Source organism: Rhodanobacter sp. FW102-FHT14D06, assembly GCF_043950705.1.
In the GTDB taxonomy this organism is placed as follows: Bacteria; Pseudomonadota; Gammaproteobacteria; order Xanthomonadales; family Rhodanobacteraceae; genus Rhodanobacter.
The window spans coordinates 775,524-789,169 of record NZ_CP170722.1 but is presented as its reverse complement, the minus strand read 5'-3'; the positions used below and the strand labels follow the sequence as shown (position 1 = coordinate 789,169).

Genomic DNA, 13,646 nt, shown 5'->3' with positions numbered 1-13,646 from the left:
CGGCCCTATCTTTCGAGCCGGTAGTTGAGGCTGGCGCGGCTGAACTCGGTGGCCTGCTGCGCCTCCAGGTTCCAGCGCTTGCTCAGCCGATAGCGCAGGGTGATCACCTCGCCCGGCTCGAACAGGCCCACGCCGTAGCTGAGATAAAGCCGCGGCGAAAGATACTTGCCGACGGTGAACGCCGAACTGCCGCCGAGCGCCTCGTTGCTGGACACGCCGATGTCGTCCAGCCCCAGCTGGGAGCCGATCCGCTTGGCGAGCAGGTCGCCCGCGGCCGAACCCAGCGCCTGCGCCGCGGCGCTGACCATGCTGCCTTCGCCACCCTTGACCTCGGACAGCGGCTTGCCGGTGATCAGGTACGACAGCGCGTCGGACTGCTCCATCACCGGGTTGGAGAACACGGTGAGGATCGGCCGCTGCGCGGTGCCGGAGACGTACAGGCCCACTTCCTGGCCCTCGTCGATGGTGGCGTTGGGGTTGAGCTTGCGCACCGCACGGATGTTCAGGCCGGGGTTGTCGATCGGCGTGCTGGCGAACAGCAGCTGGCCGCGCTGGATCTGCAGGTCCTGTCCGTACGCGCGGTAGGTGCCGTTCACCGCGATCTGGCCCTGGCCGATGGTGGCGCGGCCAGGCTTTTCGATCACCGTCAGCACGCCGCTGAGGCGGCCGTCCAGGCCCATGCCGGTGACGTGGGTCTGCTCGCCCAGGTTGACCTTGACCATCGCGTTCAACGGCGTGCCGCTGGCGGCGCCCTGCGCCTGCCGGGCGTCCACCACCACCACGTCGGGCGAGGCGGCGCTGGCGCCGGCGCCGGGCAGCTTGTCCACGTTCACCCGTGCACGGTCGAGGCTCACCGCGCCGGTGATGTCGATGCCGTTGGCGCCTTGCTGCACGAGCAGGTCGGGCGAGAGCACCACGCTGGCCGCCGGGATGTCCACCGCGGTGAACTGGCTGCCCTTGATGGTGAGTCGCGTGGGCAGGGCGCCGTCGAGGCTGGCGCTGCCGTCCACCGCGACACTGCCCTTGCCCGACTGCACGCTGCCGCGGATCTGCAACTGCTGTCCGTCGAGCGTGGTCACGTGGAGTTGTCCCTGCGCGAGGGTCAGCCCGGCGGCGGGAATCTCCGCGGTGAAATCGCCCAGCTCGGCCTGGCCCGTCAACAGCGGTTGCGCCAGGCTGCCGGCGAACTGGAAGCGGCCGTCGGCGCGGCCCTTCACGTTGGCCAGTTCGTGGCTGAGCAACTCGACGAAGGCGAGGTTGCCCAGGTGCAATTCCAGCTGGCCGCTCAGCGCCTGTTGCGCGCCGGCGATGCCGAGCTGACCGTCGATGCGGCCGCCATCGTTCAGCGCGGCATGCAGGTCGATCTGCTGGCGCTGCGGCGCGAGATTGGCGTCGAGCTGCAGGCGGTCGTAGCGCAGCAGCGGCGCGCGTGCGTCGTCGGTATAGCTGATCGCACCGTGTGCCGAGCCGATCGACGCCTGGCCGCTCAGCGCACCGGCCGCGCTGCGGTGGATCTTGCCGCTGCCCTCGATGTCGCCGTCGGCGCGCAGCGGCAGGTCGGCTTCGCCGGTGGCGTTCAGCAGCAGCGCCAGCGGCAGGGCCTGCAGCCGATAGCTGGCGTCGAGGTTGCCGGCCTTGTCGCGGCGCGCGCTGGCGCACAGCAGTGGGTCGCCCGCGGTGATGCACAGGTCGGCAAGCTGCATCGCGCCATCGTCGTAGCCGAGCTGGGTGGCATGCTGCAGACGCCACGGCGGCAGGCCCTGGGGTTCCAGATTCAGCGTCGACAGCGTGCCGCTCCAGCGCGAACCGGCGAGCGCGCCGTGCAGGTCGAGCGTGCCGGACAGCTGGCTGCCGCGCGCCTGCACTTCGAGCCGATGGTTGGAATCGCTGCCTTCGGCCAGCGCGTGGATATCCTGGAATGTCAGCCCCTGCACGGTAGTGTCATCCAGTTGCAGGTCCAGCTTGCCGGCCACGCGGCTGATGTCCGGCAGCCCCACGATCAGGCGCAGGCGCCGTGCGCGCTGCTGCTGCCAGGCCAACGCCTCTCCGTGCAGCTGGCCGTTGATGCCGAGCTTCGGCAGCTTGCCCTGGATTCGCAAATGGCCGTCCAGACGGCCGCTGGCATCGGGCAGCCAGTCGCCGAGCGAGGCGATCGCCAGTTGCAGTTCGGCGTCGTTGCTGGCGCCGGGCCGCGCGGTCAGTTGCAGCGAGCTGTGACCGGAGGCCAGTTCCAGCCGACCGTCCAGCACCCGCTGCGGCGACAGGTGCAGCTTGCCGTGGCCGCTGACCGCGCGCTTGCGCAGGTTGCCGGCGAGCTTGCGGATGTCCAGCGTGGCGTCGAGTCCGTCGGCCGTGCGCCGGCCCTGGCTGGCGATGTCGGCATCGAGCGCGCCGTCCCAGTGCGCCAGCAACTGGCCAAGATCGAAGGCCTCGGCGCGGACCTCGGCCTGCCACGCCAGCCCCGGTTGCAAGGTCAGCTCGCCGTGCGCCTGGAGCCGGCCCTTGGCTTGTTTCAGGTCAAGCGTGCGCACCTGCAAGCGCTGCGGCGTGCCGTCCAGTTCCAACGCCAGCTGCGCCAGCTTGCCGGGCGGGCCCAGCGCGAGATTGCCTTGCACGCGGTACGCGTCGACGCTGCCCGTGGCCTTGAGCTGGCCGTGGCTGGCCAACTCCCGACCAGCCAGCTCGGCCGGCAGTTGCAGGTCGGTCCAGCCGATCTGCAGGTTGGCGGCGAGCGGCTTGGCGTCCAGCTGCACGGTGCCGCTCGCTTCCACGTTGCCCTTGAAGCGCGGCGAGCCGAGCCGGAGTCGTTCGAGCGTGAGCGTGTGGTAGTCGGGGTCGAACCGCGCGCGCAGCGGCTGCAGCAGCACGCGGTACTGGTTCAGGTCGAGCTGGCCTTCGAGCGTGCCGCCGTGGCGGTCGCCGTGCCCCGCAAGTGAGAACGCCAGCGATTGCAGCGAGCCTTCGCCGAGCAGCGGCGCGGGGTCGAAACGCGGCGCCTCGAGCGTGCCGCTCCAGCCGAATTCGCCGGCCTGGGCGAGTTCGGCGTGCAGCTTCATCGGCGCCGGTGCGGTGAGCGCGCCATCCAGCGTGGCCCGCCTGCCGTCGCTGTGGATCGAGAGCGTGCCGGCGACATCGGTGTCGCCGGCTTTCCACGCAAAGCCCAGCGTGCCGTTGCCTTGATAACTCTTGCCGAAGACCAGCTCGCCGGCGAGATCGGCATGGCCGTCCGGTGCGCGCAGCGCGAGCTGGCGCAGCGCGATGCCGCGGTCGGTCCAGCGCCCGGCCAGGTCGAGCCGATCGGCGGCAAACACGTCCTTGCCCGCCTGCGTCACCTTGATCGGGCCGACGTGCACGCGATCCAGGATCAGCTCCACCGGCAGATGCAGCGACAGGCTGCCGGAGCTTGCGCTTTCATCGGTGCTGGCGGCGGGCAACGCCACCGTGACGCGCTCCACGTCGAGCGCGGTCAGGTGCACGCGCTTGCCCAGCAGCGACCAGAAGCGCAAGTCCAGCCGCACCGTGGCCAGATCCACCACGGTGCCGTGGCCGTCGTCGTAGCGCACGCCGGAAAGTTGCAGCGGCCCGGCCAGCCGCCCCTGCGCCTGCTGCACCTGCAACGTGCCGCCACTCAGGGATTGCGCACGCGCCAGAGCGAACCGCAGGCCCGGAGCGGTGCCGAGCAGCCACCACGACGCCAGCGTCGCCACCAGCAGCAGCGCGACAGCGGCGACGGCAATGCGCTTGATCCACTTCATGCCGTCAGCCTGCTCCGCTTGCCGTTTACGCGGATGGAATGTTCACTGCCGTTCGCCCTGAGCGTAGCGAAGCGCACGCGGGGAGGGGCCATGGATGGCCGCTGCTTTGGGGAGCGAGGAAGTCGAAGGGCAGTCTTCCGCGGGGCGCCCTTCGACTTCGGCCTTTCAGGCCTGCGCTCAGGAAGAGCGGTGGTGGGTGAGGTGTTTGTGGTGAGCGTCATGTTCAATAGTCAATAGTTCAGCCTTTCCCGAATCCCGGCTGCTTACAGATCCGGCCCGATCACCACGTGCAACTCGATGCCGTGATGGTCCGAATCGTGGATCGGCGTGCCGAGGTCGAGCCGGACCATGCCCACCGGCGAGCGCCAGCGCAGGCCCAGGCCGGCGCCGATCTTCGGGCGGAAATCGGTGCCGGTGTAGGCGTTGCCGGCGTCGACGAAGGCGGCCATGCCCCAGTTGCGGGTGAAGTAGTGCTCCACCTCGGTGCTGGCCACCAGCAGGTTGCGTCCGCCGATGACGCGGTCGTAGCTGTTGCGCGGGCCGATCGACTGGTAGCCGTAGCCGCGCACGGAGCGGTCGCCGCCGGCGAAGAAACGCAGTTGCGGCGGCAGCGCGGCGAAGTCGTCGGTGCGGGTGATGCCCGCGCTGCCGCGCAGGATCAGCCGGTTGCGCTGCTTCGCTCCGAACGCGCGGATCCACTTGGCGTCGGCGCTGACCTGATTGAAGCTCGCGTCGGAGAGCAGGCTGCCGGCGGTGCTGCGCGCGGCCAGGGTCAGCGACCAGCCGCGGTGCACGAAGGCGGGGTTGTCGGTCTGCTTGCGGGTCAGCGAGGCTTCGGCGAACACCTCGGTGCTGCGGCCGTGCTCGATGCCCGGCGTGTTGTCCGGTTCGCGTCCGCGCTTGCCCACGGTGAAGGTGCCGGCCAGCGCATGCAAGCCCAGCGTGCGCGTCCAGCCGTGCCACTGGCGCGTTTCGTTGCCAACCAGCTCCAGCGTCCGCGATTGCGAGGTGTCGGTGTCGGCGTCGCGGAAATTCGCGCCGACGTTGTAGCTGCGCTGGTCCGGGCCGGGCAGCGGGATGGTGTACATGGTCGAGAGCGTTTTCAGCCGCTGCGCCACCACCAGCTCGTTCTTCCACTTGTGCCCGCGCCTGTTGACCCAGCGCCGCTCGATGCCGCCGCGCACGCCGAAGCCGGTATCGGTGCCGATGAACGGGCCGCCGGTGTAGATCGTGCGCTTGGCCGGGGCCAACTGCACGGTGACGTCGACGACGCCGTGCTTCGCCTCGTCGACGTCGGGCAGCACGTTGACCACGGCAAAATAGTCCGCGCCGTTCAAGGCCTGCTGCAGGGTCAGCAACTGGTCCTGTGAAAAATAGTCGCCGGACTGGAACGGCACGTAGCGGTCGAGGAAGCCCTCGTTGAATTGCGAGCCCTCGAAGTGCACCTGGCCGTAGCGATAGCGCGGGCCGACTTCCCACCCCAGCTTGACCACCGCGCGCCGCTCGCCGCGGTTCACTTCCACCCGGTGGGTGAGCAGGCGGGCGTCGAGGTAGCCGTTGGCGGTCAGCTGCGCGCTCATGGCGTCGCGCGCCTCCTCGTAGGCTTCGTGGTTCAGCGTCTTGCCGGCGAGCCGCTCGATCGCGCGGCGCGCGCGGCGGATCGGCGCGATCCTGCCCGCGGCATCATCGAGCTGCAGTTCGACCTTGGCCACCTTGACCGGCTCGCCGGGCGTCACATGCACGTCCACCCGCCAGTCCGCACCGACCTGTCTGAGCTCGCCGGTGACGCTGGCGTCGTAGTAGCCGTAGGGCTGCAGCGCCGCGCGCACCTGCTCCGGCACGCGCTGGTACAGGCGCGCGGCCTGCGCGGCGGTGACCTCGCGTTTGGCGTACTGCGACAGCTCCAGGCGGTCGATCACCGCCGCCTTCAGCGGATCTTCCACGCCGTCCACGTGCAGCGCGACGCCCGCGTGCGCCAGCGAAGCCAGCGCAAGCAACGGCAGCAACAGCAGGCTCAGGCGTCGGCGGCATCGGCGCATGCGCGAAGGGCGTCCTTGGACGGGATGACAGGTCGCCGCAGCTTACCCAAATGGGCGTAGGGCTCGCATGAATGCCGGCAGGTGGCTTCGGTGCCCGGGCCTGCGGGTCACGCTGGATTTCAACCGGCCTTGTCGCCCGATCGATGCGCGATCCACGCACCGGTCACCGCCGACACGTAGGGGATCGACTGCGCGGCGAGGATGATCATCCACAACGTGCCCTCGATATAACGCGTGCCGAACGCCTCGGCCATGCCGGCGATGCACAGCATCAGCGCCAGCGCCATCAGCAACTCCTCGCGCACCGGCGCGAACGCGGCGAAGTTGCTGCCGCCCAGGCGGCGGCTCTTGGCGGTGACCACGAACGAGGTCTTCTCGCGGGTCAGTCCGTGCAGGATGCCGCGGGCGATCGCGTGGGAGAGGCCCATGCTGGCCAGCGAGGCCATCAGCGTGTCGCGCCAGCTGCAGGGCACGCGGGCGCGATACAGCACGATGCCGAAGATCGCCTTGGCGAAGAAGAAGCCGATCACCGGGATCAGGAACAGCTGCATCGGCAGGCTGAAGTACTGCGGAAAGGCGACCATGCCGGCGGTCCAGAACAGCGCCATCAGGGTGAAGATCAGATGCAGCGCGTCGGCGAACCAGCTGAACCAGCCGGTGAGGAAGTGGAAGCGCTGGCCGGCCGAGAGCGGGCCCTTCTGCGTCATCCAGTGCCAGCGGCCCTTGAGGATCTGCATCGCGCCGAAGGCCCAGCGGTAGCGCTGGCTCTTGTACGCCTTGAAGTCGGCCGGGGTCAGGCCCTTGCCCATCAGTTCGTCGACGTAGACCAGGTCGTAACCGGCATGCATCAGGCGCAGGCCCAATTCCGCATCCTCGCAGATGGTCCACTCCGACCAGCCGCCGGTGCCTTCCAGCGCGCTGCGCCGAACCATCGTCATGGTGCCGTGCTGGATGATCGCGTTGCGCTCGTTGCGGTGGTGCATGCCGATGCGGAAGAAACCGTCGTACTCCCACGCGGTCATGCGGCGGAACGTATTCTGCTCGAACTCGCGGTGCGCCTGCGGGCACTGCACCACGGCGACCTTGGGGTCGTGGAAGTAGCCGGTGAGCGTGGACAGCCAGTCGGCGCGCACCTCGTAGTCGGCGTCGATCACCGCCACCACGTCGGCCTCGGGCGCGGTTTCCTTCAGGCCGAAGTTCAGTGCGCCGGCCTTGTAGCCTGGCCACGGCGCCAGGTGGAAGAAGCGGAAGCGCTTGCCGAGCTTTTCGCAGTACGCCTGCACCGGCTCCCACACCGCCGGGTCCTTGGTGTTGTTGTCGATCACCAGCACTTCGTAGTTCTGGTAGTCCAGCGCGGCCAGCGAGTCGAGCGTGACGATCACCATCTCCGGCGGCTCGTTGTAGCAGGCCAGGTGGATCGACACGAACGGCTGCTGGTCCGGATGATCCGGCTTCAGCATGCCGGCGTGGCGCATCCACTTCGGCCGCCACAGCACCTCGGTGAACTCGAAGCCGTTGATCAGCAGAATCGCCAGGATCGCGATCTGCGCCGGGAACAGCAGCGTGAGCATGGTCCAGTCGACCCAGCTCAGGTAGAAATTGAACGGCAGCGTGGCGGCCCACACGATCAGCCCGCAGGCGAGCTGGATCAGCGCGCAGAAGAAGAACCGCCCGACCAGCTTGAAGCGGCTGAAGCGGCGTGCAAACAGGATCATCGGCAGCAATGCCAGCAGGCTCGCCGCCAGCGCCTTCCACGGCCAGGCGGTGTCTTCCACCACCGGTCCGGTCAGCGGGAACTTCAGTTGGCGGTCGGCGTTGAAGATGCCCCAGTACGCGCCGGTGCGGCCTTCGCCGAGGTTCTCCTTCCACGGCTGGTCGAACGCTTCGAGCAGGTAGTACTCGATGTGCGCGGCCTTGGCCCGGTTCATCCAGTCGCGGACGAAGATCGCCTCGTTGGAGGTCGACGGGTCGGCGTATTCGTGGCGGTCGCCGTTCGACGGCCAGCCGATCTCGCCCACCACCACCGGCTTGCCGGGGAATCGCTGCACGATCGACTCGTACGCGCCATAGGCCGCGTCCACTGCGTTGTGGCGCACCACGCCGTTCCAGAACGGAAACAGGTGGATGGTGATGTAGTCCACGTGCTGCGCCAGCTCGGGGTACTTCAGCCAGATGTAGTCCGGCTCGGCGATCGACACGGGCTGGCGCACCGCCGCGCGCACGCGGTCCAGGTAGGCCATCATCTGTTCCGGCGTGAGGTCGTTGCGGAACAGCACCTCGTTGCCCACGATCACGCGGGTGATCGTGTCCGGGTAGGCGCGCGCCTTGGCGATCAGCAGCTCGATCTCACGTTCGTTGTTCTCCAGCCGCTTGTCGATCTCCGCGCCGGCCATCACCTTCAGCCCCTGCTGCTGCGCCAGCCGGTACACCTGCGGGTTCTGTTGCATGGTGTAGGTGCGGATGTGGTCGGTGTAGCGGTGCAGCAGCTTGAGGTCGGCGCCGAGCTCCTCGTCGCTGGGGTAGCTCTGCTTGAACGGGCTCTGGTAGCGCTGGAAGAACGACACCGCGAAGCCGCTGATCTTGCCGTGCCAGTCGTCCGGCCCGTGCGGGTAGTTGCCCCCCCACCACAGCGCGATGTTCAGCGCCGCCGCCAGCAGCGCGAGCACGATGGCGCTGAACAGGGGGAACCGGCTGTGTGGGATGGCTGCAGTGGCGCTCAAGAAGGTTCCCGGCAAGGCCTGCGCGACAGGCGGTTTAACCGCAGGAGCTTACCGAATGTGACGCCATCGGCCAATCATGCTGCGGTGCGGCAGTCAGCGTGAGGTCATGGCGGGTGGCGGCATGCAGGCGGTGACGGACCGGGACGTCGGGGTGACCGATGCCGGACGCATCCGCTGCCGGCGGTAACGCGACTGGGCGGAGAGTCGCTCGCCTGGCGCAGCCAAATGCCTCGATTCAAGTGAGCCGGAGGACAAAAACTCTCGCGGTCAAAGTGCGCTCCAACCGAGCCACGGGTGGGGATCACGTGCTGAGGCGACCCGGCACGTCGCCAGAAGAGGCCCGTCATCGACGGGCCCTTTCGTTCATGCCACGCGCAAATCAGCGCAGCAGCGAGCGCAGCATCCAGGCGGTCTTCTCGTGTTCCTTGAGGCGGCCGGTGACCATGTCGGCGGTGCCGTCGTCGCCGGCGGCGTTGGCGGTCTTGAGGGCGTCGCGGGCGGTGGCGGCGACGATCTCGTGGCCTTCGACCAGCTGGCCGACCATTTCCTGCCAGTCCGGCACGCCGGGCTCGTCCTTGATCGAGCTGAGCTTGGCGAACTGGCTGTAGGAACCGGGCGCGAACACGTCCAGTGTGCGGATGCGCTCGGCGACCTCGTCGGCGGCCAGCCACAGCGCGTTGTACTGGGTCTCGAACATCAGGTGCAGGCTGTTGAACTGCGGTCCGGTGACGTTCCAGTGGAAGCTGTGCGTCTTCAGGTACAGCGAGTAGGTGTCGGCCAGCAGCTTGGACAGGTGCTTGGCGACCGCTTCGCGATCCTTCTTGGCGATACCGATGGAAATGGCCATGGCGTGCTCCTTTGGGGGTGGATGCAATGAATCAACGGTAGTGGCTCGGCGCTCGCGCGGGAAATGAATCCTTCGGATGCTGGCGATAGTCGCCGACTATCGGGTCGAGGCGTGCCACCGGCTATCATGCGCAGTTCGATGAACGACCACTGCGCGCCCGCATCCGATCCCGCTGCCGATCCAGGCTTGCGCACCTTGCGCCGGCAGCTGGATGCGGTGTGCAGTCGCGACTTCGGTCGCCTGCTGGGACGTTGGCGCACGCTGTCGCGCCGACCCGACGAAAAGAAGATGGGGGCGCTGGCCGCCGATATCGAGCGCTCCGCGGCCAGACGCCGCGACCGTGCCGCGGCCAAGCCCGAAATCCGGCTGGACGAGTCGCTGCCGATCAGCGCGCGCGGCGAGGACATCGTCAAGCTGATCCGCAAACACCAGGTGGTGGTGATCGCCGGCGAGACCGGTTCGGGCAAGACCACCCAGCTGCCGAAGCTGTGCCTGGCCGCCGGCCGCGGCGAAGCGGGCATGATCGGCTGCACCCAGCCGCGTCGGCTGGCCGCGCGCTCGGTGGCGCGCCGCGTGGCGGAGGAGCTGGGCACGCCGCTGGGCGAGGTCGTGGGTTTCCAGGTGCGATTCAACGACCAGGTGTCCGAGCGCAGCCTGATCAAGTTCATGACCGACGGCATCCTGCTCGCCGAGACCCAGGGCGATCCGTGGCTGAGTGCCTACGACACCATCATCATCGACGAGGCGCACGAGCGCAGCCTCAACATCGACTTCCTGCTCGGCTACCTCAAGCGTCTGGCGCTGAAGCGGCCGGAGCTGAAGATCATCGTCACCTCGGCGACCATCGACACCGCAAGGTTCGCCGAACACTTCGGCGGCGCGCCGGTGGTCGAGGTGGAAGGACGGGCGTACCCGGTGGAGTTGCGCTGGCGGCCGGTGGAAGCCGCAGGCAAGGGCATGCAGCAGGGCAGCGCCGAACACATCGCCGCCGTGCTCGACGAGATCACTCACGACGATCCGCGCGGCGACGTGCTGGTGTTCCTGCCCGGCGAGCGCGAGATCCGCGACGCGCACCAGCTGCTGTCGCGCCGGCAATACCGCGAGACCGAGATCATGCCGCTGTACGCGCGGCTTTCCGCCGGCGACCAGGACCGCGTGTTCAAGCCCGGCGTGAAGCGCCGCGTGGTGCTGGCCACCAACGTCGCCGAGACCTCGCTCACGGTGCCGCGCATCCGCTACGTGATCGACACCGGCACCGCGCGGGTCAAGCGCTACAGCCAGCGCAGCCAGCTCGAGCGGCTGCATGTCGAACCGATCTCGCAGGCCGCCGCCGACCAGCGCAAGGGCCGCTGCGGCCGCGTCGGACCTGGCGTCTGCTATCGCCTCTACGACGAAGCCGATTTCGCCGGCCGCGCCGCGTTCACCGATCCGGAGCTGCTGCGATCGTCGCTGGCCAACGTGATCCTGCGCATGCTGGCGCTGCAGCTGGGCGAGGTCGATGAGTTCCCGTTCCTGGAAGCGCCCGACCCGCGCGTGATCGCCGACGGCTTCCGCCGGCTCACCGAAATTTCCGCGATCGACGAGGCGCGCAGGCTCACCGCGATCGGCCGCACGCTGGCGCGGCTGCCGATCGACGTGCAGCTGGCGCGCATGCTGGTCGAGGGCGAGAAACTGCATGCGTTGCGCGAGCTGCTGGTCATCGTCGCCTTCCTCAGCATCCAGGACCCGCGCGAGCGGCCCGGCGATGCACGCCAGCAGGCCGATGCCGCGCACGCCGTGTTCGCCGACCCGAAGTCCGACTTCATCGGCGTGCTGAACCTGTGGCGGGCCTATCACGACGCCCACGAGGAACTGACCCAGTCGAAGCTGCGCGACTGGTGCTCGCGGCACTTCCTCAGCTTCATGCGCATGCGCGAATGGCGCGAGCTGCATCGGCAGTTGCTGCTGGTCGTTGAAGAGCTGGGCTGGCGCCTTGCTCCCTCTCCCCTGCGGGGAGAGGGTTGGGGTGAGGGAGCGGGGTCGCGGAAGACTTCACTGGCTGGTGCATCAAAGCTCGGAAAGAAAAGCAAAGGCAGGGAGGCTTCGCGCGAGCACCCGCCCCTCACCTTCCCGAAAAGGGGACTTCCTGCGGTCGCAATCCTCTCCCCGGAGGGGAGAGGCGGCGAACGCGAAGAGCGAGTTATTGATCAGCAAGCTGCGATGGATCGCCTCTTCGAAGCGGTCCATCGCAGCCTGTTGGCCGGCCTGCCCACCCAGGTCGGCCGCAAGGACGAGAAGGGCATCTACCAGAGCACGCGCGAGCGCAAGTTCCAGGTGTTTCCCGGCTCGGCCCTGTCGAAGGCACCACCGAACTGGATCTTCTCCGCGCAGATCCTCGACGTGGGCGGCCGCGTGTGGGGCATGGCGAATGCGCGGGTGGAGCCGTTGTGGATCGAGCAGCAGGCGGCGCATCTGTTGCGCATGCATTGCCGCGATGCGCACTGGTCGAAGAAGCGCGGCTGCGTGGTGGCGTACGAACAGGTCAGCCTGTTCGGCCTGGTGCTGGTGGAGAAGCGGCCGGTCACCTTCCAGCAGCAGGACCCGGCGCTGGCGCACGCGATCTTCCTGCGCGAGGCGCTGGTGCGCGGCGACATCGACGGCGCCGATCATGGACGGTCAAGTGCCGCGGGCGCAGGACGCGCAGGAGCGGCCGCGGATTTCGTGCGCGCGAACCAGCGCGTGCTGGAAGAGGCGCTGGGCATCGAGGCAAGGCAGCGCCGCGAAGGATTGATCCGTCACGAGGACGAACTGGTCGCGTTCTTCGAGGGCAAGCTGCCGGAAGAGATCGCCAGCTCGCGTGCGCTCGACGCGTGGTATCGCAAGGCCCGCCCCGCCGAACAGGCCGCGCTGCACTGGTCGCTGGATGACGTGATGGGCGCTGGTGCCGCGCTGGATGCGAAGGCGTTTCCCGCCGCCATCGAGGTGCCGCAGAGATACAAACTGGAATACCGCTTCGTACCGGGTGACGAGGCCGATGGCGTGACCCTGCAACTGCCGCTGGCAATGTTGAATGCGCTGCCCGCGGCGCGCTGCGAGTGGCTGGTGCCGGGCCTGCTGGCGGACAAGGTGGCCGAACTGATCCGCGGCCTGCCCAAGGCGTTGCGCCGCAACTTCGTGCCGGCGCCGGATTTCGCGCGCGCCTTCACCGAGGCGGAATCGCCCCGCGACGAGTCGCTGGTCAAGGCGCTGGCCGCCTTCCTGAAACGCGCCACCGGCGTCGACATCGGCGCCGGCGAGTTCGCCGGCATCGAATTGCCGCCGCATTTCCTGATGCGCTACCGCCTGCATGACGAACGCGGCAAGACGCTGGCCAGTGGCCGCGACCTGGCTGCGCTGCGTGGGCAGTGGGAAGGCCAGGCGCGTGAGGCGTTCTCGCGCAAGACCGATATCGAGCTGACTCGCGAAGACGTGGCCAACTGGGATTTCGAGGCGATCCCTGCGCAGGTGCGTTCGGACGCCGGCCTCACCGCGTTTCCGGCCCTGGTTGACCTGGGCGAGACGGTGGCGTTGCGCGTATTCGAGCGCAGCGACGAAGCGCGCGCGGCGCATGCCGCCGGCGTGGTGCGGCTGCTGCGCAACGCACTGGCCAGCGAGGCGAAGCAGGCGCGCCGGCGACTGCCGATCGGCAACGCGCTGGCGTTGAAATACGCACCGCTCGGCGGCGTCGACGGCCTGCGCGAAGACCTGCTCGAAGGCGGCTTCACCGATCTGCTGGAACGCCACGCACTGGACGTGCGTACCGCCGGCGCGTTCGAGGCGCTGCGCACGCAGTGTTCGCGCGAACTGTTCGGTGCCGGCGTCGAGCGGCTCAAGCTGGCCGAGCCGATCATCGAGGCGCAGGCCGAGGCAAAGCCCTGGCTCGAGCCGCCGCTGCTCGGCTTCGCCCGCGCCAGCTACGACGACCTGCGCGAACAATTCGACGCGCTGCTCGTGCCCGGTTTCCTGCGCGCGCTGCCGCCTTCACGGCTGGCGCATTATCCACGCTACCTCAAGGCGATGCGCCTGCGTGGCGAACGCTTGCGCCAGGACCCGGCGAAGGACCAGCAACGCATGCTGCAGGTGCTGCCGTACTGGCGCGCGTACCTGCAACACCGCGCCGCCGGCGGCGACCCGGCCGAACTGGCCGAGTTGCGCTGGCTGATCGAGGAATGGCGCGTGTCGCTGTTCGCGCAGGAGCTGAAGACCGCCGAGCCGGTGTCGGCCAAGCGGCTGGCGAAGGCGCTGGCCGCGCTCGCGTGAGCGGCCG

At 68.6% G+C, this 13,646-nt stretch carries 5 protein-coding genes; 1 reads left to right on the top strand and 4 read right to left on the bottom strand.

What is annotated here, in order from left to right:
- Window positions 1–5 precede the first annotated feature (5 nt).
- The 4 genes from ACFCQI_RS03915 to ACFCQI_RS03900 all read right to left on the bottom strand — a co-directional run bounded on the left by ACFCQI_RS03915 (window position 6) and on the right by ACFCQI_RS03900 (window position 9,361).
- Window positions 6–3,755 carry a translocation/assembly module TamB domain-containing protein gene (locus ACFCQI_RS03915; RefSeq protein WP_395120075.1) on the bottom strand — a complete coding sequence of 1,250 codons (3,750 nt, stop codon included), beginning with the start codon at window positions 3,753–3,755 and terminating at the stop codon, window positions 6–8.
- A 263-nt stretch (window positions 3,756–4,018) separates the two neighbouring features.
- The gene (locus ACFCQI_RS03910) at window positions 4,019–5,794 is read right to left on the bottom strand and encodes an autotransporter assembly complex family protein (protein ID WP_395120074.1); all 1,776 of its coding nucleotides are present in this window, start codon (window positions 5,792–5,794) and stop codon (window positions 4,019–4,021) included.
- Window positions 5,795–5,913: 119 nt separating this feature from the next.
- Window positions 5,914–8,514: a glycosyltransferase family 2 protein gene (locus tag ACFCQI_RS03905; RefSeq protein WP_395120073.1), complete on the bottom strand. Its 2,601-nt coding sequence runs from the start codon at window positions 8,512–8,514 to the stop codon at window positions 5,914–5,916.
- 379 nt (window positions 8,515–8,893) lie between these two features.
- On the bottom strand, window positions 8,894–9,361 hold the full coding sequence (locus ACFCQI_RS03900) for a Dps family protein (RefSeq protein ID WP_395120072.1): 468 nt from the start codon (window positions 9,359–9,361) through the stop codon (window positions 8,894–8,896).
- 138 nt (window positions 9,362–9,499) lie between these two features.
- Between ACFCQI_RS03900 and hrpA the strand changes: the two genes are divergently transcribed.
- Window positions 9,500–13,639, top strand: a complete 4,140-nt coding sequence (hrpA, locus tag ACFCQI_RS03895; RefSeq protein WP_395120071.1) for an ATP-dependent RNA helicase HrpA — start codon at window positions 9,500–9,502, stop codon at window positions 13,637–13,639.
- Window positions 13,640–13,646 lie beyond the last annotated feature (7 nt).

What these genes read in the sequence shown, in the direction of transcription:
- ACFCQI_RS03915 (WP_395120075.1), bottom strand. Translation starts at nt 3,755, where the DNA reads ATGAAGTGGATCAAGCGCATTGCCGTCGCCGCTGTCGCGCTGCTGCTG.
- ACFCQI_RS03910 (WP_395120074.1), bottom strand. Translation starts at nt 5,794, where the DNA reads ATGCGCCGATGCCGCCGACGCCTGAGCCTGCTGTTGCTGCCGTTGCTT.
- ACFCQI_RS03900 (WP_395120072.1), bottom strand. Translation starts at nt 9,361, where the DNA reads ATGGCCATTTCCATCGGTATCGCCAAGAAGGATCGCGAAGCGGTCGCC.
- hrpA (WP_395120071.1), top strand. Translation starts at nt 9,500, where the DNA reads ATGAACGACCACTGCGCGCCCGCATCCGATCCCGCTGCCGATCCAGGC.